22 protein-coding genes are annotated in these 21024 nt (G+C 70.7%); 11 read left to right on the forward strand and 11 right to left on the reverse strand.

The window, feature by feature from the left end; all coding sequences use genetic code 11:
• Nucleotides 1–27: 27 nt before the first annotated feature.
• Genes QM626_RS06635 through QM626_RS06645 form a run of 3 tightly spaced genes read left to right on the forward strand, consistent with a single transcriptional unit; the run spans nucleotide 28 to nucleotide 3412 of the window.
• The gene (locus QM626_RS06635; RefSeq protein ID WP_415075250.1) at nucleotides 28–945 is read left to right on the forward strand and encodes an ABC transporter substrate-binding protein; all 918 of its coding nucleotides are present in this window, start codon (nucleotides 28–30) and stop codon (nucleotides 943–945) included.
• Nucleotides 946–983: 38 nt separating this feature from the next.
• Complete coding sequence (locus tag QM626_RS06640; protein WP_415075252.1) at nucleotides 984–1754, forward strand: ABC transporter ATP-binding protein; 771 nt, start codon at nucleotides 984–986, stop codon at nucleotides 1752–1754.
• Nucleotides 1751–3412, forward strand: coding sequence for an ABC transporter permease (locus tag QM626_RS06645; protein ID WP_415075254.1), 1662 nt, complete (start codon nucleotides 1751–1753; stop codon nucleotides 3410–3412). Before QM626_RS06640 ends, QM626_RS06645 begins: the two co-directional genes overlap by 4 nt.
• A gap of 39 nt (nucleotides 3413–3451) precedes the next feature.
• Here QM626_RS06645 and QM626_RS06650 read toward each other — a convergent pair whose 3' ends face one another.
• The 5 genes from QM626_RS06650 to QM626_RS06670 all read right to left on the reverse strand — a co-directional run bounded on the left by QM626_RS06650 (nucleotide 3452) and on the right by QM626_RS06670 (nucleotide 7593).
• Nucleotides 3452–3889: an ester cyclase gene (locus QM626_RS06650; protein ID WP_415075256.1), complete on the reverse strand. Its 438-nt coding sequence runs from the start codon at nucleotides 3887–3889 to the stop codon at nucleotides 3452–3454.
• A complete protein-coding gene (locus QM626_RS06655) occupies nucleotides 3886–5217 on the reverse strand; it encodes an aromatic ring-hydroxylating oxygenase subunit alpha (RefSeq protein WP_415075258.1) in 1332 nt (443 codons plus the stop codon). Before QM626_RS06655 ends, QM626_RS06650 begins: the two co-directional genes overlap by 4 nt.
• Nucleotides 5214–5816 (reverse strand): aromatic-ring-hydroxylating dioxygenase subunit beta, encoded by a 603-nt coding sequence (locus tag QM626_RS06660; protein ID WP_415075260.1) that lies wholly within the window; start codon nucleotides 5814–5816, stop codon nucleotides 5214–5216. The genes QM626_RS06655 and QM626_RS06660 overlap by 4 nt, the downstream gene beginning before the upstream one ends.
• Nucleotides 5813–6628 (reverse strand): phytanoyl-CoA dioxygenase family protein, encoded by an 816-nt coding sequence (locus tag QM626_RS06665; protein WP_415075262.1) that lies wholly within the window; start codon nucleotides 6626–6628, stop codon nucleotides 5813–5815. Before QM626_RS06665 ends, QM626_RS06660 begins: the two co-directional genes overlap by 4 nt.
• Nucleotides 6629–6780: 152 nt before the next feature.
• Nucleotides 6781–7593 (reverse strand): helix-turn-helix domain-containing protein, encoded by an 813-nt coding sequence (locus QM626_RS06670; RefSeq protein ID WP_415075264.1) that lies wholly within the window; start codon nucleotides 7591–7593, stop codon nucleotides 6781–6783.
• On the opposite strand from QM626_RS06670, the gene QM626_RS06675 reads away from it, so the two are divergent.
• Nucleotides 7529–8434, forward strand: coding sequence for a phosphodiesterase (locus QM626_RS06675; RefSeq protein WP_415075266.1), 906 nt, complete (start codon nucleotides 7529–7531; stop codon nucleotides 8432–8434). The two genes, QM626_RS06670 and QM626_RS06675, sit on opposite strands and share 65 nt — an antisense overlap.
• 106 nt (nucleotides 8435–8540) lie before the next feature.
• Nucleotides 8541–10004: an aspartate ammonia-lyase gene (locus QM626_RS06680; RefSeq protein ID WP_415075268.1), complete on the forward strand. Its 1464-nt coding sequence runs from the start codon at nucleotides 8541–8543 to the stop codon at nucleotides 10002–10004.
• An 80-nt stretch (nucleotides 10005–10084) separates the two neighbouring features.
• Here QM626_RS06680 and QM626_RS06685 read toward each other — a convergent pair whose 3' ends face one another.
• On the reverse strand, nucleotides 10085–10948 hold the full coding sequence (locus QM626_RS06685; RefSeq protein ID WP_415075270.1) for a fumarylacetoacetate hydrolase family protein: 864 nt from the start codon (nucleotides 10946–10948) through the stop codon (nucleotides 10085–10087).
• 146 nt (nucleotides 10949–11094) lie between these two features.
• Here QM626_RS06685 and add point away from each other — a divergent pair, with 146 nt between their 5' ends.
• A complete protein-coding gene (gene add, locus QM626_RS06690) occupies nucleotides 11095–12087 on the forward strand; it encodes an adenosine deaminase (protein WP_415075272.1) in 993 nt (330 codons plus the stop codon).
• On the forward strand, nucleotides 12084–13439 hold the full coding sequence (locus QM626_RS06695) for an NtaA/DmoA family FMN-dependent monooxygenase (RefSeq protein WP_415075274.1): 1356 nt from the start codon (nucleotides 12084–12086) through the stop codon (nucleotides 13437–13439). Before add ends, QM626_RS06695 begins: the two co-directional genes overlap by 4 nt.
• On the opposite strand, the gene QM626_RS06700 is transcribed toward QM626_RS06695, so the two are convergent.
• Nucleotides 13426–13998 carry a TetR/AcrR family transcriptional regulator gene (locus QM626_RS06700; protein ID WP_415075276.1) on the reverse strand — a complete coding sequence of 191 codons (573 nt, stop codon included), beginning with the start codon at nucleotides 13996–13998 and terminating at the stop codon, nucleotides 13426–13428. The two genes, QM626_RS06695 and QM626_RS06700, sit on opposite strands and share 14 nt — an antisense overlap.
• Before the next feature lie 154 nt (nucleotides 13999–14152).
• Here QM626_RS06700 and QM626_RS06705 point away from each other — a divergent pair, with 154 nt between their 5' ends.
• Nucleotides 14153–14521, forward strand: a complete 369-nt coding sequence (locus tag QM626_RS06705; protein ID WP_415075278.1) for an FKBP-type peptidyl-prolyl cis-trans isomerase — start codon at nucleotides 14153–14155, stop codon at nucleotides 14519–14521.
• Nucleotides 14522–14613: 92 nt separating this feature from the next.
• Complete coding sequence (locus tag QM626_RS06710; RefSeq protein WP_415075280.1) at nucleotides 14614–15177, forward strand: YceI family protein; 564 nt, start codon at nucleotides 14614–14616, stop codon at nucleotides 15175–15177.
• 102 nt (nucleotides 15178–15279) lie between these two features.
• On the opposite strand, the gene QM626_RS06715 is transcribed toward QM626_RS06710, so the two are convergent.
• Nucleotides 15280–16587: an MFS transporter gene (locus tag QM626_RS06715; protein ID WP_415075291.1), complete on the reverse strand. Its 1308-nt coding sequence runs from the start codon at nucleotides 16585–16587 to the stop codon at nucleotides 15280–15282.
• A gap of 197 nt (nucleotides 16588–16784) precedes the next feature.
• On the opposite strand from QM626_RS06715, the gene rpsO reads away from it, so the two are divergent.
• A complete protein-coding gene (gene rpsO, locus QM626_RS06720) occupies nucleotides 16785–17054 on the forward strand; it encodes a 30S ribosomal protein S15 (RefSeq protein ID WP_137416542.1) in 270 nt (89 codons plus the stop codon).
• A 149-nt stretch (nucleotides 17055–17203) separates the two neighbouring features.
• Here rpsO and QM626_RS06725 read toward each other — a convergent pair whose 3' ends face one another.
• On the reverse strand, nucleotides 17204–17917 hold the full coding sequence (locus QM626_RS06725) for an MBL fold metallo-hydrolase (RefSeq protein ID WP_415075283.1): 714 nt from the start codon (nucleotides 17915–17917) through the stop codon (nucleotides 17204–17206).
• 89 nt (nucleotides 17918–18006) lie between these two features.
• On the opposite strand from QM626_RS06725, the gene QM626_RS06730 reads away from it, so the two are divergent.
• A complete protein-coding gene (locus QM626_RS06730; protein WP_415075285.1) occupies nucleotides 18007–18528 on the forward strand; it encodes a TetR/AcrR family transcriptional regulator in 522 nt (173 codons plus the stop codon).
• A 112-nt stretch (nucleotides 18529–18640) separates the two neighbouring features.
• On the opposite strand, the gene QM626_RS06735 is transcribed toward QM626_RS06730, so the two are convergent.
• The gene (locus QM626_RS06735; protein WP_415075287.1) at nucleotides 18641–19660 is read right to left on the reverse strand and encodes an isopenicillin N synthase family dioxygenase; all 1020 of its coding nucleotides are present in this window, start codon (nucleotides 19658–19660) and stop codon (nucleotides 18641–18643) included.
• 90 nt (nucleotides 19661–19750) lie between these two features.
• Nucleotides 19751–20866 carry a Dyp-type peroxidase gene (locus QM626_RS06740; RefSeq protein ID WP_415075289.1) on the reverse strand — a complete coding sequence of 372 codons (1116 nt, stop codon included), beginning with the start codon at nucleotides 20864–20866 and terminating at the stop codon, nucleotides 19751–19753.
• Nucleotides 20867–21024: the final 158 nt, after the last annotated feature.

Genomic DNA, 21024 nt, shown 5'->3' on the forward strand with positions numbered 1-21024 from the left:
TCGTCGGCCGGCGATTCGACGGACGCCATGCGTTCGGTCACATATCAACTCTCATGGACGCAGTCGGTGCAGTTCGGCGGGACCTATATCGCGCAGGACGAGGGGCTGTTCAGCGACGCCGGTCTCGACGTGACGCTCGCTCCGGGTGGTCCAGACGTCGCCGGGGATGCGACGACCGTCAGCGGCCAGTCCCTGGTCAACATCTCCACAGCCGACGGCGTCGCCCGCTCCAACGAGTCCGGCGCCGATCTGGTGATCATCGGCGCCCAGTACCAGAAGGCGGCCAACACGATCCTGTCGCTCGCGGATCAGCCGATCACGACGCCGCAGGATCTGGTGGGCAAACGAATCGGGGTCTCGGGATCGGACACGCCCGCCTTGGATGCGTTCCTCGAGATCAACGGGATCGACGAGTCGTCGGTCGAGTTCGTGCCCACCGAATACGATCCGGCCGCGCTGGTGGCCGGGCAGGTGGACGGCATCTTCTGCTTCTACAACGACCTGCCCGTCTCGCTCGAAGCCGAGGGCATCGCGGGGTACTCCATGCTGCTCAGCGATTTCGGGTACGACCCGATGAGCCAGGTGTACACGGTCCTGCGGTCGAGCCTGGAAGACCCCGATACGCGTCAGGAGATCGTCGACCTCATCCGCGCCGACGCGGAGGGTTGGCAGCTCTACCGCGACGACACCGACGCCGCCGCCGAGCTCGCCGTCGAGATGTACCCCGACGCCGGACTGGATCTGGAGACGCAGAAGATCCAGGCGCGCGTGCAGCTCGACCTGATGTTCTCGGACGTGACGGACGAATACGGCTTCGGCTGGTTCACCGATGAGGAGATCGCGAGCAACCTCGAGCTGTTCACAGTCCTCGGCATCGATGCGGACGAGTCCCTCTGGGACCGCTCGATCCTCGAAGAGATCTATGCGGACGGGCCGGTGGCATGACGGCGGTGGCCCCGCTCGCGCCGCCGAGGGCGCCGCGAGTGACGTGCCGGGACATCGCCAAGACGTTCACGTCGCGCCGCTCCACGGTCCGCGCTCTCGACGACGTGAACCTCACGTTGGAACCGGGAACGCTCACGGCGCTGGTCGGCCCTTCGGGATGCGGCAAGTCCACGATACTCAGGATCATCGCGGGGCTGGAGCGGCACGACGACGGAGGGAGCGTCGAGATCGACGGGGGCGACTCGCTGACGATGCGAAAGCGCGGCGAGATCGCCATCGCCTTCCAGGACGCCTCGCTGCTGCCGTGGCGGACGGCGACGTCGAACGTCGCACTCGCACAGCGCCTGGCGCGCCGCAAGGTCGATCGCGAACAGGTCGTCGACCTCCTCGCGCTCGTCGGACTCGCGGGGTTCGAGAAGGCGAAGCCGGCTCAGCTGTCCGGAGGGATGAGGCAACGCGTGGCCATCGCGCGCTGCCTCATCACGTCTCCCAGGCTCCTGCTCCTCGACGAGCCGTTCGGCGCCGTCGATGAGCTGACGCGCCGACGGCTGAACATCGAGCTTCCGCCGGTGTGGGCCGAGCGCGGCACGACGACATTGCTCGTGACCCATTCGATCGACGAGGCGGTGCTGCTCGCGGACACCGTCGTGGTCATGGCGACGAACCCCGGTCGGATCGTGGGACGTGTCGACATCGACATCGACAGGCCGCGGCGGGCGGCACATCTGTACAGCGAGCGGTTCCACGAACTGGTGGACACGATCGGCGCGATGCTGGGCCTCGGGCCTGACCGGAGGCCTGAACCGTGACGGCGACGGCCCTGGTCGAGCGCCGTCAGGAGACGGACGAACCGCGTGAGACGGGTTCGCGATCCCGCCGCGGCGGATGGCGCACCGTCTCGAGGTCCGCCGTCGCGACGGTGCTGGGATGGACTCTCGTTCTCGTGCTGTGGGAGTGGGTCGCCGAAGTCCCGCTGGGAGGAACCCATCTGATCGCGCCGCCGAGCGAGATCGTCGTGGACATCGTCGAGAACGCGGCGCTCTATTCCAGGGCGTTGCTGACGACCGGGCAGAGCGCCCTCACGGGCTACCTCATCGGGAACATCGCGGCCGTCCTCCTCGCCGTGCTCGTGGCCATCCTGCCGTGGTCGGAACGCGTCGTGCTGCGCGTGTCGCTGATCGTCTACTGCCTGCCGTTGATCGCGCTGGGGCCGCTCCTCCGCCTTCTGTTCGGCCTCGGCAGCGGCCCGCAGACCACGCTCGCCGCCATCGCGGTGTTCTACCTGACGCTCGTCCCGCTCCTGGTGGGCTTGCGAGCGGTACCCTCGGCGTGGACGGAACTGGTCACGAGCTACGGTCGAGGTCGATTCACGACCCTCGTGGTCGTCCGCGTCCGAGCCTGCCTGCCCTACCTCGTGTCGGGGCTGCAGGTCTCCGTCCCGGCGGCCTTCCTCGGCGCGCTGGTGGGCGAGTTCACGGGCGCGGAGTCCGGCATCGGCGTGCTGTCCATCCGCGCGCTGCGCAGTCTCGACACGGCGGGAGTGTGGGCGCTCGCCTCGATCAGCACGGCCGTGTCGGTGCTCGTGTACGCGCTGGTGGGCTGGGTCGGCCGGAAGTTCACGACCGACCAGCCGCCGGTGCTGCTGGCGACCGCGACGCGGGGCGCCGACCTGCGGCCGCGCTGGCGGCGAGCGGCCGGCGCGGCCGGAGAAGGCATCGGCATCGCGGCGCTCGTCGTCGTGCTCTGGGTCGTGTTCCTCTGGGGGTTCCACCTCAACCCGTACTTCGCCAAGGGGCCGGTCGAGGTCTGGGAATGGTTGGTCACGGCCGCGGATGCGGCGGCCAACCGGTCGGAGATCTTCGACGCGCTCACCGCGACGGCCGTCGTCGCGGTGCCCGGGTACGTCGTCGGAGTCGCGCTCGGCGTCGTGGCGGCGATCGTCTTCGATCTCGTGCCCTCGGCGCGTCGCGTCATGACGCCCGCGGCGGTCGCGCTTCGCTGCGTCCCGATCATCGCGGTCGCGCCGCTCCTCGTGCAACTGCTCGGGCGGGGCCCGCTCGCGACGACGGCCATCGTCGCGCTCACGACCTTCTTCCCGACGCTGGTCGCCTGCATGACGGGCCTGCGCCTGGCTCCGGGGCAGGTCGTGGACGTCTTCGACACCTTCGCGACGCCCCGGTGGCGGACGCTTCTGCTGGCTCGCGTGCCGGCCATGGTCCCCGCGTTCTTCTCGGCGGCACGCGTCGCCGCCCCGAGCGCGATCCTGGCCGCGACGGTCGCGGAGTGGCTCGCGACCGGGACCGGCGTCGGCAATCTGATGGCCGTGTCCGCCGCGACGAGCAGGTACAGCGCCCTCTGGGCGACGACCGTCCTGCTGCTGGTGTTCTCGGTGTTCGCCTATTGGATCATCGAGCTCGTGGAGCGCCGGGTGCTTCGAGCCGTCGCGCCGGAGCAGTCGACGTGGTGAACGGCCGTCGGCCCGGGTCGCCGGCATGAGGCCGTCGGGTCACCATAGTTCCGGCAGCGCGCCCATCTGGTCGTAGACGTCGATGCCGTCCCAGACCGACCAGCACTCGACGATCTGGCCTTCGCGCAGCCGGAAGATGTCGATCCCGCTCATGTCGATGGCTTTGCCGGTCGCGGCGACCGCGCCGTAGCCGCCGATGTGCGTTCCCCTCGTCGTCCAGTGGAGCACGACACGATCGTCCTCGGCGATGAGGGCGAGGATCGTCGTCGAGATGTCGTCGAAGGCGGCGCGATAGCGCGCGGCATCGTCGCGCACGGTCTGCACGGCACTGCCGTCCCAACCGGAGAAGTGGACCACGGCATCGTCGGCGAACACCTCGTCGATCGCGGAGAGGTCGCCGTCCTCCCACAGTCTTCGGTGGTATCGCTCGACGAGCCGCTTGTTGGCGGTGGCCGTCGCCTGGTCGTGCTCGGTCATCTCGAGACCGTCGGGCGCGGGCTCACGGGCCGCGTCCGCAGCGGCGGCTGCTCGGTCATCAGCCGCGTCCACTCCCTGAGGTAGCCCCGGATCGGGGCCTCGGTGGCGACGTCGCCCATCAGCACGCCGACCACCTCCGGATCCTCGGTGTCCAGCGCAGCTCCGCGCGACGTGTCGATCCACTCCGCTTCCGGGATGCTCAACCCCTCCTGGATCCGCTCGAACATCTCGAAGTCGTCCGGAGTGCCGAAGGAGACGAAGTCCTCATCGACGCGCAGACGCATGAGGTCCGTCTCCTCGGGTGCCGAAGGCGCGGACAGCAGGTACACCGACCACCTCGTGCGGTTCACGGCCACGGGTTCGACGACCACGAGCTGGTTGCCGACGAAGATCAGGTTGGGGAACAGATTCAGGTTGACCATGCTTCCGGTGCCGAGATCGAGCACCTCGCGGGAGGCGAGGCCTCGACGCCGAAGCGAATCGACGAGTTCATCGGTCGTCGGAAGCGAACGCATGGTCGACCACGGTCCGCCCGGGATGCTCGGCCGTTGGTCCACGACCGAATGGCCGAACGGATACGCCCTGCTCACGATCGGCGTCGACGCCGGATTGCGCGCGAGCACGGTCTCGGTGTCCGCCTCTTTGCCGAGGAGGTTGTAACTGCGGTGGGCGAAGGTCGCATGGATGCCGTCGGCGGCGTTGTCCCAGGAGACCTTCCAGTTCGCGGCGAACTCGTAGCGCAACGGCGTCGCGTGAACCTGGATCCGGGCATCCGGGTAGCGGTCGATGTACTCGTCGAGCCAGGGCTTGGCGGCACCCAACCAGGTCTCGAGCTCGGGCGGCTCGTCGGCGAGGCTGGCGAAGACGAATCCGCGGTAGCTCGCGACGTGGGCACGGCCGAGGTCGAAACGACCGGAACGCACGTCCTCGTACGAGCTCGGCACCGGTACGTTCTTCAAGCGGCCGTCGACGTCGAAGCGCCAGCCGTGGTACGGGCAGGTGAAGACGGCCGAGCATCCGTGGTCCTCGGTCACGAGCAGCGTTCCGCGGTGACTGCACCGGTTCAGCACGACGCTGATCTCACCTCCGGCCGAGCGGGTGAGCAGCACCGCGCGGGTCCCGAGGCGGCGGCGGACGAAGCTGCCGGGCTCGGCGAGCTCGCTCTCGTGGCCGACATAGGCCCATGAGCCGCCGAACACGGTGCGCATCTCCTGCTCGAAGATCGCGTCGTCGGTGTAGAGGCGCCGATGCACGTGGTCCGGGGTGACGAGCCGGTCGATGTCGGCACGATGGAGGTGGCCGCCTGCGAGGGCACCGTTCTCTGTCACATCAACCATCCGAGGTGCGGGGTGCCCGCGTCGAGTTGCGGAAGAAGCAGGACCTTGTGCAGCAGCGACCATCGATCCGCATCGCGGCGACGGAGCCGATGCACCTGCCGGCCGACCGTGGCGAACACGTTCTGGCCGCGTACGTGCTGCAGAGTGAGCACGCTGGAGACGAGCGCCTCCGAGGGCTCATCCGGGTCATGCCAGGCCTCGACCCCGCTGACGGCGCGGATCGCGCGTCCCGATGGTGTGAGCGCCCAGGCGTTGGGATCGGTGAACCGCCATACGCGTTCCTCCAGCCGGCGGCGATCGTCGAGGAAGAGGGACTGATCGGCGGCGGGGTGCGGCGTCCTCGTGTCGAGAGGCACCCAGAGGACCGCCTCGTCGTCGCACCAGCCGAGCCAGTCGTGCCACCGCTCCTCGTCCAGAAGTCGCGCCTCCGTCGCCAGGACCACGGCCAGTTCGAGCGAAAGCGGCACCACCGGTGCGCCCAGGCTTGCGACGATGTCGACGTCGTTCGCGATGGCGTCGTATCGCGCTCTCACCGCCGAGAGACCGCGCGTGAGCTCCGCGTCCTCGGTGCGATAGACGAATGGTCTCATCTCGCCGCCGCCGTCGCCGCGAGCACAGAGCTCCGAGGGAAGCCCGTCGCCGGCAGTCGCTCCCCGGTCTCCCATTCGTACGATTCCCAGAACGACGCCGTAGGCCATGGACGAGGACTACGTGTCGTCTCCGGGTGCGCGTAGCGAATCGAGAGCCGGACGAAGTCGGAGGCGCATTCGCCTCCTGCCGAATGAAGCGTCCGGGAGTCGAGCAGCACGGCGTCGCCGGCGTCGCGAGCGGAATCGGTCACAACATATTCGTCGGGGTGTGCGTCCACGTCCGGGACCGGCGTGGTCGCCCACGCGGAACCGGTGAGGGTGCGCTCGCCGGCGGAGAATTCCACCGGGGCGTAGATGGGGCCGTCATGCGAGCCGACCACTCCCCGCAAGCCGAGTCCGGGCGGCACCGGCGTCAACGGGATCCAGATGGTGAGGAAGGGCCGGTCCAGCGGGTGGTAGGGATCGTCCTGATGCCACGGGCTGTCGGTGCGTGAACCTCGTTCCGACCAGAACCACTGATCTTCGAGCACGACCGGGTCGTCCGTGCCGAGGTAGGCACGGGCGAACTGCAGCAGAGCCTCGTCCGTCACCAGGTCACGGATGGCCGGAACGTCACGCCAACGGAACAGATCGCTCTCCAGGCGCGCTTCGCCGCTCGGAGACAGGCATCGGTACGATGCCGTCGGATGGTCGCGGGCCCATCCCACGGCATCGAGCAGCTGCCGGCAGCGAGCCTCGTCGAGGAGGGCGGGGTGGAAGGCCACACCGTCAGAGCAGAGTGACTCGAAGGCTCGCGTGGCGACCGCGTCCACTATGTCTCCTTGCATCGAAAATTGTTGATAGAAACAAGAGTGGCGGGGCATTGCGTCGATCTCGTGTCAGCGAAAAAGCAGTTCTGTAAACTGTGATCAACACGGCGGCGAGTCGCAGGGCCTCGCGATCACGGCCGGCGCCGACGCGGGGATCAGCGGGAATGGCGAGGTTCGCCGTGGTGTTCGGTGCTCTGCTGGACGAACAGCAGCCGCGCCGTCTCGGCGCCGTATCCCCGCACGCCCCGCCAGCGGTGCTCGACCCCGCCCGGGTAGTACAGCGTGTCTCCCGGTGCGAGCTCGAAGATCCCATGACCGCTCACCTCGACGAGGATCATGCCTGCGATGACGTGGATGAACTCCTCGCCGGGATGGGAGTACCAGTCTCCCCACTCGTCCGGTGCGCCGACGAACAGGATCGGGTAGAGCGAGTGGCTTCCGGCCACCAGGGTGCGGGCCGCGCCTCCGGGATTCTCGACGGGCACGCCGCCACCCGCCCTGACGAGTCCGACCTCGGGCGTCGGGCGGTCCGATTCGGCCTCGGCCATGAGCGACGGCTGGGTCGTGCCCAGCGCCTGTGCGATGCGATGCAGCGACGCCATGCGGGGGTTCGCCAGACCTCGTTCGATCTGGCTGAGGAACGGGTGCGACAGCTCCGAGGCGGCCGCCAACTCCACGATGGTCATGCCGATCTGCTTGCGTCTGCGCCGGATCGTCGCCCCCAACCGAGCCGCAGCGGTCGGCGCGGGCGTCTGTCCGTCCAGAGGGCTCACCACAGCGGCGATGGTACAGGCGAGTCCTCGCAACGGCCGCGACTCACGCCGCGACACCCCGGAGTCCGGCGCGGCGGCCGTCTCCTCTCGATCATCGAGCCGTGTCGGCGGCCCGCCGTAGGCTGAGGCCGTGACAGAGGTGAGGTTCGGCCAGCATCCGGGGGCCAGGCGTGTCCTGCTGCACCTGAGCGACACCCACCTGCTGGCCGGTGACCGGCTGCTCGGCGGTCGCTACGACACCGCGGCGAACCTGGCGCGCACTCTGGCGGCGATCGAACGGCAGGGCGCCGCCCCCGACGCGATCGTCGTCACCGGGGACCTCACCGACCTCGGCGAGCCGGCGGCGTACGCCGCGCTGCGCGCGGCCGTCGAGCCCGTCGCCGCGCGGCTGGGCGCACCGGTCGTCTGGGTCGCCGGCAACCACGACGAGCGTCCGGCGCTGCGCGCCGGGCTGCTCGACGCGGCCCCGACGCAGCAGCCCGTCACCGGCGTCTGGGACCTCGACGGGCTGCGCCTGATCGCGCTCGACACGACGGTGCCGGGCTGGCATCACGGCGAGCTCGACGACGCGCAGCTGGCCTGGCTGGCGGGGGTGCTGTCCGAGCCGGCGCCGCTGGGCACGATCCTCGCGATGCACCATCCGCCGCTGCCGTGCCACACCCCGTTCTTCGACATCCTCGAGCTGCGCGATCAGCCCCGGCTCGCCGCGGTCCTCGCGGGCACCGATGTGCGCGCCATCCTGGCCGGGCACCTGCATTACTCCACCAGCGGCACCTTCGCCGGCATCCCGGTGAGCGTGGCCGCGGCCACCTGCTACACGATGGACCTCGCAGTGCCGGCCGAGCTCGTCAACGGCATGGACGCCGGGCAGTCGTTCCACCTCGTGCACGTGTACGACGACACGATCACCCACGCCGTGGTGCCGGTCGAGGGCGCCGAGCCGGCCGAGGTCTTCGATGCCGCGTGGATCGCACGGATGGCGGCGCTCAGCCCCGCGGAGCGGCTCGAGGCGTTCTCCCGCAAGCCCGCGCCGTGACGCGATGGCCGGCGCCGGCGTCCGGGATGTACGCGGTGTCCAGCGCGGCGCACGCCACCGCTGATTAGGCTCGCTGCATCCCTTCCGCCCCACGACGAGGACTCCCATGGACACGGACACCCGCATCGAGACCGACTCGCTCGGGTCGATGGAGATCCCCGCCGACGCCTACTGGGGGATCCACACCGCCCGGGCGCTGGAGAACTTCCCCATCGCGAAGCGGCCGATCTCGGTCTACGGCGACCTGATCACCGCTCTGGCCATGGTCAAGCAGGCTGCGGCCCGCGCCAACCGCGACATCGGGGTGCTGCCCGCCCAGAAGGCCGATCTCATCGACCGGGCCGCCCAGCTCATCATCGACGGCCGCTTCCACGACCAGTTCGTCGTCGGCGTGATCCAGGGCGGGGCGGGCACCTCGACCAACATGAACGCGAACGAGGTCATCACCAACGTCGCCCTCGAGCTCGCCGGCCGCCCGAAGGGCGACTACGCGTTCCTCTCGCCGATCGACGACACCAATCGCAGCCAGTCGACCAACGACGTCTACCCGAGCGCGATCAAGGTCGGGCTCGCCCTCACCCTGCAGAGCCTGCTGACGGAGCTGAGCCTGCTGCGCGAGGCGTTCCTGGCCAAGGCGGTCGAGTTCCACGACGTGCTCAAGGTCGGGCGCACCCAGCTGCAGGACGCCGTGCCGATGACGCTCGGGCAGGAGTTCCACGGCTTCGCCACGACCCTGTGGGAGGACGAGAACCGGCTGCGCGAGAACGCGTGGCTGCTGCACGAGGTCAACCTCGGCGCCACGGCCATCGGCACGGGCATCACGACCCACCCCGACTATGCCGCCCGGGTCGTGCACCACCTCCGCGAGATCTCCGGGCTGGAGCTGGAGACCGCCGACGACCTCGTCGAGTCCACGAGCGACACCGGCGGCTTCATGTCGTTCTCGGGCTCGCTCAAGCGCAACGCGATCAAGCTGTCGAAGATCTGCAATGACCTGCGGCTGCTCTCCTCCGGCCCGCAGGCCGGGTTCGGCGAGATCAACCTGCCGGCGCGGCAGGCCGGGTCGAGCATCATGCCGGGCAAGGTGAACCCGGTCATCCCCGAGGTCGTGAACCAGGTCGCGTTCGTCGTCGCCGGAGCCGACCTCACGGTCACGATGGCGGTCGAGGGCGGTCAGCTGCAGCTGAACGCGTTCGAGCCGGTCATCGCGCACTCTATCTTCCAGTCGATCACGTGGATGCGGCAGGCGATGTGGACGCTGCGCGTCAACTGCGTCGAGGGCATCACCGCGAACCGCGACCGCCTGGGGGCCATGGTCGGCTCCTCGGTCGGCGTCATCACCGCGCTCACCCCGTTCATCGGGTACGCGGCCGCGGCCGCGCTGGCCAAGACGGCACTGCTGACCGGCCGGTCGGTCGCCGACCTGGTGGTCGAGGCCGGGCTGATGTCGCGTGAGGAGGTCGCGAAGCAGCTCTCGCCCGCGCGTCTGTCGGGGCTGGAGGCGATCACCGCCGCGATCCCGGTGGTCGTGCCGCGGCATCGCGATCCCGACACCCCGCGCCCTGCCTGACCCCCCGACCAAGCCGGCGTCCGGCCGACCCCGTCCCCGCGGCAGCCGGTCGCTGCGCGCCGCTGCCGGAGGCAGCAGGCTCAGTCCAGGATGCGGCAGTGCGTCGTCAGCTCGCCGATCCCGTCGATCCCGACCGTCACCGTCGACCGGTCGCGCAGGAAGATCTGCGGGTCGCGCGAATAGCCGGCGCCGCCGGGGCTGCCGGTGGAGATCAGGGTTCCGGGCAGCAGCGTGACCGAGGCCGACAGGTGCTCGATCAGCGTCGCCACCGAGCGCACCATCTGGCCCGTGGACGCGTCCTGCATGAGGTGCCCGTCGGTGATCGTCCAGATGTGCAGAGCCTGCGGGTCCGGGATCTCGTCGGCGGTCACGACGAACGGGCCGGTCGGGGTGAAGCCGTCGAACGACTTGCATCGGCACCACTGCGCCTCGGAGTACTGGATGTCCCGTGCCGTGATGTCGTTGACGACCGTGTACCCCCACACGTGGTCGAGGGCGACGTCGGCCGAGACGTTCTTCGCCGGCGCGCCGATGATGACGCCCAGCTCGGCCTCCCAGTCGATGGACTCGCTGAGCGAGCGCGGCCATGCGGTCGTGCCGTTGTGGCCGGCCAGCGAGTTCGGCCACAGCGTGAACACGGTCGGGGTCTTGTCGGTCTTCAGCCCGAGCTCGCCGGAGTGCGCGGAGTAGTTCAGTCCGATCGCGAGCACGACCGGCGGGGCCAGGCTCGCCGAGGCGAAGGACGCCGTCGTCAGGTCCACGTCGCCGACACGTCCCTCCGCCGCCTCGCGCACGCGGTCGAGCAGCTCGTCGCCGCCGGCGATCAGCTGCTCCAGCACCCGGGGGGCGCCGGGGAAGAGCGTGTCGACGAAGATGCCTTCGCCGGGGGTCGTGACCAGGGTCAGCCGAGGGGCGCCCTCGGAATGGACATGGGCGAAGCGCATCCTGCCACGCTACTCCGGGCAGCGGACCGCCCGACGTCGCCGCCGGCGATGGCAGGGAGCGTCGACACGACATCTGCGGGAAACACACCGCCGGTATGGTTCTGAACCGATCGGTTCACTCCGGAGCCGAGGGACGGAGGACGACCGTGACAGCGCGCGAGCTGGCGACCCTGCCCAAGGGGCATCTGCACATCCACCTCGAGGCGGCGATGCGGCCCACCACCCTCACGCGGCTGGCCGCCGAGCGGGGCGTCGCGCTGCCGGCGACCACCGGGTTCACCGACTTCCGCGCCTTCGCCGAGATGTACCAGGGACTGCTCGCGGTGCTGAGCGCGCCGGAGAACCTCGCGTTGCTCATCGACGAGGCGGTGGCGGACGCGGCGGCGGACGGCGTCGTCTACATCGAGTTCGGCGTGAGTCCGCAGTACCACGCGGCCGCCTTCGGATCGGTCGCGGCGGCGCTGGACGCGCACCTGGCCGCGGCCCGCGCCGCGGGTCAGGCGCACGGCGTCGAGGTCGGGCTGATGGTGACCGTCGACCGCACGCTCGGCGCCGAGGCGGCCCGCGAGCTCGCCGGCCTCGCGGCATCCCGCGCCGGACGCGGCGTCGTCTCGCTGGGACTGGCGAACGAGGAGCGCGGCCACCCGGCGGCCGAGTTCGCCGAGGCGTTCGCGATCGCGAAGGCGGCCGGCCTGCAGTCCGCCCCGCACGCGGGGGAGCTCGCGGGGGCGGACTCGGTCCGCGAGGCGATCGAGGCGCTGGATGCCGACCGCATCCTGCACGGCGTGCGCGCGATCGAGGATCCGGAGCTGCTGCTGCTGCTCGCCGAGCGCGGGATCTGCCTGGACGTGTGCCCGACCTCGAACGTGCTGCTGGCGGTCGTCCCCGACCTGTCCGCCCACCCGCTGCCGCAGCTGCTGGCCGCCGGCGTGCGGTGCTCGATCAACGCCGACGACCCGATCCTGTTCGGCCCCGGCATCCTCGACGAGTACGTCGTGGCGCGTGAGCGCATCGGCCTGACCGACGCGCAGCTCGCGGACTGCGCCCGGAGCTCGATCGAGTCCACTCTCGCCTCCGCGGCGACCAAGGAGCGTGCCCGCGCCGGCATCGACGCGTGGCTCGGGAAGGAAGGATCATGACCCTGCGATTCGGCGTCTTCGAGGTCTACGCGCCGCAGGTCGGCGGCACCTACAGCTGGGCCCACCCCGCATGCGACGCGGTCGACTACCTCGACCCGGAGCGCTGGGTGCGGATGGCGCGGATCATGGACCGCACCGGCTACGACTTCCTGTTCTTCGCGGACGGCTTCGGCTACCCGATGCTGAACGGCGACATCAGCGCGGCCTCGCTGACAGCGGCGATCAACTTCTCCGGCCTGGACCCTTCGACCATCATCCCGGTGCTCGCGCGCGAGACCGAGCGTCTCGGGTTCGTCGTCACGGCCACGACCGGGATGGACCATCCGCTGCCGCTCGCGCGACGCTTCGCGACGCTCGACCACCTCACCGGCGGCCGCATCGGCTGGAACGTCGTCACCGGCGCCTCGCAGAACGCGGTCGCGGAGCTGTTCGGCCACGCCGAGATGACCGCGCACGACGACCGCTACGCCAAGGCCGAGGAGTACGTGAGCCTGGCACGCGCGTACTGGGAGGACGTCTGGGACGACGACGCCCTGGTCGCGGACGCGGCGGCCGGCGTGTACGTGCGCCCCGACCGCATCCACCCGGTCGACTATCGCGGCGAGCACTACCGCTCGCGCGGCTACTTCGGCGCCCCGCCGTCGCCGCAGCGCACGCCGGTGATCTTCCAGGCGGGCACCTCCGCCAAGGGCAAGGCCCTCGCCGCCGCCCACGCCGAAGGGGTGTTCATCCAGGGCACGACGCCCGCGCACACCGCGGCCGGGGTCGCCGACCTGCGCCGGCTCGCGGCGGAGGCCGGGCGCGACCCGGGCAGCATCCGGATCATGGCGGGACTCACCGCCGTCGTCGCCGAGACGGACGCCGAGGCCCAGCGCCTCTACGACGAGTTCCACGCCATGCAGTCGGACGAGGTCGTGGCCGCCCTCTACGCGGGCAACACCGGCATCGACCTGCTCTCCCTCGACCCGGACGGGACGCTGCACCAGGCGATCGGCACGGGCGTGGTCGGCCAGCTGGGCACGAGCAACATCGAGCGCTTCCTCGGCACGCCCGACCGGCCCGCCCCCACCGTGCGCGAGGTCATCGAGGAGCTCCGCGGCCGGGGGACGCGCGGGTTCCGGCTCGTCGGCTCGGCCGAGACCGTCGCCGCCGGGGTCGCCGACCTCGCCGCACGGACGGGGCTGGACGGGTTCCTGCTCGAACCGGTGTTCGGCACCCGCGACGTCCAGGCGTTCGGCGAGGGGGTGCTGCCCCTGCTGCGGGAGCGGGGACTGATCGTCGACCCGGCCGGGCCCACGCTGCGCGAGCGGATGTCGGGTGTCGCCGGCGCCGCGCGGCTCAGCGGTCGCTGAACAGCGCCGCGATCGCGGCGTCGTGCACGGCGTCGAGGCGCTCGACGTCGGCGCCGGTGAGCAGGTCGATCTGCAGGCCCCGCCACAGCGCCAGCAGCTGCGTCGTCGCGACGCCGGCGGATGCGGCCGGCCAGCCGTGCGCGACGAACGCGGCGCGCACCCCCTCCGGCCAGTGCGAGGCGAGCACGCTCAGCTGCGCCCGGTTGTGCGCCGGGTCGCGCACCGCGTCGGCGACGACCTCGAAGAACAGCCGCAGGTATGGCAGGTTCTCCGCGGCGCGCAGCCGCCGCCACCCCGCCGCCAGCAGGGCCGGCAGCGGCGCGTCGGCCTGCAGCGACGGGATGAGCCCGGCCAGCTCCGGGAACCGGTCGTAGGCCGCCAGCGTCACCTCGGTGTACAGCTCGTCCTTCGAACCGAAGTAGTACAGCAGCATCCGGTTGTTCGACCCGATCGCCCGTGCCAGCGCCGACAGCGAGAGCCCGGACAGGCCGCGGTCCAGGGCGACGTCCACCGCGGCGGCGAGCAGCCGCTGCGACTGGGGCGACTCGGGGCGGGGCACCTCGCCAGCCTAGAGACAGACTCAGCGCCCGGTGCAGCGGCGATGCCAGCGTGTCTCCCGGGCGCTGAGTTGATCTGGTCTCAGGATGCCGTGGGCCTGGGAACGTGTCAAGACCTTCCGGCGGCGTGCGCCGCCGCGTGCTTGGATGGATGCCATGACTGAGAACCGCAGCAAGCCCGAGTTCGACGCTCCCGCGGGGCCGGCCCCCGCCGACCTCGTCATCCGCGACATCGTCGTCGGCGAGGGCGCAGAGGCGAAGCCCGGCGACACCGTGACGGTGCACTACGCCGGTGTCGAGTACGAGTCGGGCGAGGAGTTCGACTCGTCATGGGGCCGGGGCGAGAGCATCCAGTTCCCGCTGCGCGGCCTCATCCAGGGCTGGCAGGACGGCATCCCGGGGATGAAGGTCGGCGGCCGTCGTGAGCTGATCATCCCGCCGCACCTGGCGTACGGGCCGGCCGGCGGCCACTTCCTCGGCGGCAAGACGCTGATCTTCATCATCGACCTGATCGCCGTCGGCTGAGGACTTTCTATTCTCGGGAATGAACCCGAGGGCGGCCGGGTTTCTCCCCGTCGAGTGCCGCGACCTGCGCGGCGACACGATTTGGAGAGATCATGACCGACGCCACCACGACCATCGACCTTCCCGGATACAAGGCCGGCACCTGGGTGCTCGACCCCTCGCACAGCGAGGTCCGCTTCACCGTCCGTCACCTCGCGATCTCCAAGGTCCGCGGCGTGTTCGGTGTCAAGAGCGCGACGATCGTCGCGCCCGAGAACCCGCTGGCGGCGAAGGTCACCGCCTCGGCCGACGCCGCCTCGGTCGACACCAAGGACGAGGGGCGCGACAACCACCTGCGCTCGGCGGACTTCTTCGACGTGGAGCAGTTCCCGACGATCGACTTCGTCTCCACCGGGGTGCGCTACGAGGGCGGCGACTTCCTGGTCGACGGTGACCTGACCATCCACGGCGTCACGAAGCCGGTCACCTTCGAGGTCGAGTTCGGCGGCTTCGGCACCGACCCGTGGGGCAACTACAAGGCCGGCGCCACGGCCAAGACGGTGATCAATCGCGAGGACTTCGGCCTCACCTGGAACGCGGCGCTCGAGACCGGCGGCGTGCTGGTCGGCAAGGACGTCACGATCGAGCTCGACCTGCAGGGCTCCGTCCAGGTCTGACCGCGTCTCCGACCCGCGAGCCCGTATTCCCGCTGCGAGCCCGTACGCGAATGGCGTCATTCCCGTACGGGCTCGGCGGGCGAGTACGGGTTCGCGGGGGGCTCACGGCACCGGATGGGCGGCGTCGTAGGCGCGGAAGCCGGGGGAGAGGCGCACGAGCACGCCGACGAGCGCGACGATCAGGATGCCGCCCAGCAGCGGCGGGAACCACAGCGTCGTGAACGTCGCCAGCGTGCCCGCGTAGAGGGCGCCGATCCGGGGCCCGCCGTTGACGACGACCGTGAAGATGCCCTGCAGCCGCCCGCGCACGGCATCCGGCACCGCGGCCTGCATCATGGTGGAGCGGTAGATCGCGCTGACGTTGTCGGCGGCGCCGGAGACGGCGAGCAGCACGCAGGCGAGCACGATCAGCACGACGTCCGGCGACGACTCGTCGACCACCGCGGGAGCGAACCAGCCCAGCTGCGCCGCGACCAGCACCAGGCCGAAGGCCGCGATGGCCAGCCCGTACACCTGGATCGAGCGCTGGATGCCGATCCCGTGCGCCCGGTAGCGTCCGATCGGCCCGGACAGCAGGCTCGACAGGAAGGCCCCGGCCGCGACCGCCGCGGTCAGCAGGCCGGTCGTGATCGCACCGCCGCCCAGCAGCACCGCGCCGATGCCGGGGAACAGTGCCAGCGGCTGGCCGAAGGTCATCGCGGTGATGTCGAGGACGTACTGCAGCCGGATGTTCGTCGCCCGTCGCAGGAACCGGATGCCGTCGCGCAGCGACTCGAGGCCGGGGCGGACGATCTCGCCCTCCGGCCGCAGCGACGGCAGCGTCCACAGACCCAGGAACAGCGACGTCATCAGCAGGACATCGATCGAGTAGGTCCAGGCGTAGCCGGCGGTGGCCACCAGGACCCCGGCCAGCGCCGGGCCGGCCATGACCATGACGCCCACCGTGATGCCCTGCAGCGCCGCCGCGGCCGGCAGCAGCTCGCGGGGGATGAGCCGCGGGGTGATCGCCTGCCGCGTCGCCATCACGATGGCGGCCGAGGCCGAGTTGATCATGCTCAGCGCGTACAGCCACCACACCGTCTCGCCGCCGGTCCAGGTGAGCACGGCCAGCAGGGCGGTGGAGGCGAAGGTGACGGCGGCCGCGGACAGCGCCACGATGCGACGGTCGAAGGCGTCGGCCAGCATCCCGCCGTACAGTCCGGCGAGCACCATCGGCACGAGCCCGGCGACGGCGACCATCGAGACGGCGAAGTCGGAGGCGGTGAGGGCGTAGACCTGCAGCATGACCGCGACGATCGTCAGCTGGGCGCCCATGCCGGACAGGGTGGAGCCCACCCAGAGACGTGCGAACGCGGGACTGACCCGGAAGGGACGCAGATCGATGAAGTGCCGTGCGCCCAGTCGCGCCATCACCCGGCGACCCGGACGGGGCGGGCGGGAGCGAAGGGCGGCACGTCTTCGAGGCTAACCCGCCGGAGAGGGCCCGGTCGCCGCGGCTCTCGTTCGCTGGTAGACTTTCGAGGTTGCCGTTCGATCGGCCGCGGATAAAGAGAGCTCACGCAGAAGGCGTCGGGCGCCGCGCAATGACGAGGAAGGGGATCCCATCTATGGCACTGGAGAACGACGTCAAGAAGGCGATCATCGAAGAGTACGCGACGCACCCCGGTGACACCGGATCCCCCGAGGTGCAGGTCGCGATGCTGACGCAGCGCATCAAGGACCTCACCGAGCACCTGAAGGAGCACAAGCACGACCACCACTCGCGTCGTGGCCTGTTCCTGATGGTCGGTCAGCGCCGTCGCCTGCTGGGCTACCTGCAGGACATCGACATCAACCGTTACCGCTCGCTCATCGAGCGTCTCGGCCTGCGTCGATAAGTCGCACCCGCGTATATCGCTTTCGCGAAGGCCGCCCCACGGTGTGGGGCGGCCTTCGCCGTTCCCGCCCCGCTTCCGCGAGACCGCATCTGCGCGCCGAGAGGGTGGGGTGACCCCACGGTCTCGGCGCCAGGATGCGGTCTCGCGGCTCAGCGCGCCGCGGCCCGCACGGCGGCGGCGGCAGCCGGCCCCGACCCCTGCCAGGGGGCGCCATGGCCGGGCAGCACCCACGACGCGCTCAGTGCGGCGAGTCGGTCCAGCGAATCGAGCGCGCGCTCGGGCTCGTCGGTGAAGGGCGCAGGCTGCGGCCCCTCGCGTCCGGTGAGGACGTGCCGGGTGGTGAGGGCGTCGCCCACGAAGATCGCGTCCACCGCGGGGACGTGGACGGCGACGCTTCCGGGCGAGTGCCCCGGCATCCCGACGATCGCGGGCGAGCCCGGCAGGTCGAGCACGTCCCCGTCCGCCACCTCCACGACTTCTTTCACGTGAGCCGTCGGGATGGCGTTCTTGCTCAGGGCATAGGCGAAGAAGCGCGTGGTCGGCCACAGTCGCATCCGACCCGCGGGCGTCTTCGGCTTCCTGCCGGTGCGGGCGCGCTCGGCGTCGGCGGCATGCACGTAGACCGGCACGCCGTGCTCGCGCCGAAGGCGCTCGGCGAACCCGATGTGATCGCTGTCGCCGTGGGTGAGGACGAGGCCGCGGATGTCGGCGGTCGTCTTGCCGAGCGAGCGCAGCGCCCGCTGCAGGTCACGCCAGTGGCCGGGGAGACCGGCATCGATCAGCGTGATGCCCTCGGGGGTGTCGATCAGGTAGCAGGCGACGATGTCGTTGCCGAGGCGGTGCAGATGCGGTGCGAGTTCCATGTCGAGCTCCTTCGTGCGGCCGCAGCGGATATGATGGCTACGATAGATAGCCATCATGGCTTACGTCAATAGCCATCAATGGAGGAGCCATGCCCACGCCCGAGCGGACCTCGCTGGACGCGATCGTCGCCGCCGGCGCCGACCTGCTGGAGGACGGCGGTCAGGTCGCGCTGACGATGCAGCGCGTCGCGGAGCGCGTGGGCGTGCGCGCTCCGTCGCTGTACAAGCGCGTCCGCGACCGGGACGCGCTGCTACGCGCGGTGGCCGAGAGGGCGGTCGACGACCTCGCCGGCCGCCTCGCCGCGACCGACGGCTCGCTCGGCGGGCTCGCACGCGCCTTCCGGCGCTTCGCGCACGAGCGGCCGGAGAGCTTCCGGCTGGTGTTCTCCGCGGTCCTCCCGCGCGAGTCGCTCGAACGATCCGCGGCGCCTGTGCTGCGGGCCACGCAGCAGCTCGGCGCGGACTCGCTTGACGCCGCACGTCTGGTGACCGCGTGGGCCGTGGGCTTCATCCAGATGGAGCTGACCGGCGCGTTCCAGCTCGGGGGCGACGTCGACCGGGCCTTCGACTACGGCATCGAGCGCATCGCGGCCGCGCTGGGCGGCCGATGAACCGCGGCGCCCGTTCCGCGAGACCGCATCTGGACGCCGAGACCGTGGGAGGACCCCACGGTCTCGGCGCGCACGTGCGGTCTCGCTGAAGCAGAGGAGGCTGGAACGCGGGTCAGGATGCCGCGGCGGCGCGCGCGGCGACCAGGTCGCCGTGCCAGCGCTCCGCCACATCCGGATGCGCGCGCAGACGCGACTTGAGCGCGTTCTCGCCGTAGAGCGCGTAGATCGGGTTCGTCGGGTCCTCGGTGACGCCGCGGGCCTGCGCGGCCAGCTCCGCCGGCAGCTCGAGCAGCGGCACGCGCGCGTCCAGGGCCGGGCTGAAGAAGAACGGCACCGAGATGCGGTCCTCCGGGTGACGGGGCGAGACGACGCGGTGGTTCGTGGCGACGAGGTAGCCGCCGGTGGCGTACTCGAGCAGCTCGCCGATGTTCACGATGAACGCGCCCGGCACCGGGGGAGCGTCCACCCATGCGCCGTCGCGCTCGACCTGCAGGCCCGCCTTGCCCGGTTCCACCCACAGCAGGGTCAGCACGCCCGAGTCCTTGTGGGCGCCGACGCCCTGCTGGGGCGTCGGGTCGTCCTTGCCGGGGTAGCGCACGATCTTGATGAGCGTCGCGGGGTCGTCGAAGTGGCGTGTGAAGTGGTCCTCCTCGGCGCCGAGCGCGACGGCCCAGGCGCGCAGGAGCTTCAGCCCGATCGCGGTCAGCGCCTCGTACCATTCGGCGACGACCTCGCGCAGCTCCGGCTGCGCCGCCGGCCAGAGGTTGGGTCCGATCAGCCGGTCGAAGTCGCGCACGGGGTTCTCCAGCGCCTCGCGCTCGGGACCGATGTCGATCTGCTCACGCCAGTCGACCCGTCCCTGCGTCAGCTCGCCGCCGACCCGCGTGTACCCGCGGAACTGGGGACTGTTCAGGTTCTCGATGGCGAGCTTGTCGGCCTCGGGCAGGGCGAAGAAGTCCCGCGCCGCGCGGGTGAGCCGCGCCTCGAGCTCGGGGCTGACGCCGGTGCCGACCAGGTAGAAGAAGCCCACCTCGTGAGTGGCCTGCCGCAGCTGCTCGCGGAACGCCGCCGCGGACTCGGGGCCGCGATCGAGGTCGGACAGGTCGAGGACGGGGAGATTGGGCGAGGTCATGCTTCGACGGTATGCGGATGCCGCGGCATCCGCCCGTTTGTGACGAACGGCGGCGTGGAGGGCGCCCGGGCGGGCACGGATGTCACGGTCTCAGGAGAACAGGCCCGAGGCCAGGAACGTCCCCGACGCCGGGGCGCCGGGGACGAAGAAGATCCCGGACCCGACGTGGGTGATGTAGTCGTTGAGCCGGTCGGAGGCGCCCAGCCGCGCCTGCAGCGTCTCGAAAGCGGCCGGGTCGTTCTGGTAGCTGACGAACAGCAGGCCGCCGTCGAGGAATCCGTACTGGTTGATGCCGTCGGTGTAGTTGTAGCCGCGGCGCAGGATCTTCACGCCGCCGTTGTTCTCCGGGGCGGCGAGGCGCACGTGCGAGCGCGCGGGGATGACGGGGGCGCCGGAGGAGTCGGTGGCGGCGAAGTCCGGGGTGTCGAACTCGGCCGTGCCGGTCAACGGGGCGCCCGTCACCTTGTGGCGACCGAACACCTCGTTCTGGTCGCCGATGCGGTCGGTGTCCCAGTTCTCGATGTGCATCTGGATCTTGCGGACCACCTGGTACGTGCCCTCGTGGGTCCAGTCCGGCCCGTCCGTCACGCGCACGAAGGCGTCGTAGTCGTCCTCGGTGAAGATGTTCCGGGTGCCGTCCTTGAACCCCATGAGGTTCCGCGGAGTCGACTGCCCCGCCCCGGCAGCGGCCCGGCCGAAGCCCATGACGGTCCACCGGGTCGCGGCGGTGCCGGCATCCTTGCCCATGCGCGCCAGCGCGCGCACCGCGTGGTAGGCCACCTGCGGATCGTCCGCACAGGCCTGCACCGACAGGTCGCCGCCGGTGAACGCGTCCTGCAGGGTGGCGGTCGACAGCTCGAGCTCGCGCAGCAGGGTCGGCTTCTGCGCCGACAGCCCCAGCGCATCGGTGAACAGCCCCGGGCCCAGGCCCACCGTGACCGTCAGCGCGGCGGGGTCCAGGTCGAGCGCCTCCCCGGTGTCGCCGCCGACCGCGTCGTCGCGGGACGGCTCGACCTGTCCCACGGTCTTGCCGGCCATCAGCTGAGCGATGGCGGCCGACCAGCGGGCGAGCAGCACCTGCAGGTCGGTGGCGGTCGTCCCGGTGAAGTCGAAGGTCATGAAGACGCTGTATCGCTGCACGGGCGTGCGGATGCCGGCCTGCTCGGCCGTGCCGTAGAACGCGTGGGTCGTCGACAGGTCGATCACGTCGCCGTCGTCGCCCGCCGCGGCGGAGCCGAGGGCGTACCCTGCGGCTCCGCCGCCGACGCCCCCGACCAGCAGACCGCCCGGTCGAGTCCCCACCAGCCGGCGACCCGCCAGGCCAGCACCAGCAGCACGCTGAAGCCGAAGAGGACCGGGTTCGA

It is taken from the genome of Microbacterium sp. (assembly GCF_047606385.1).
Lineage (GTDB): Bacteria > Actinomycetota > Actinomycetes > Actinomycetales > Microbacteriaceae > Microbacterium.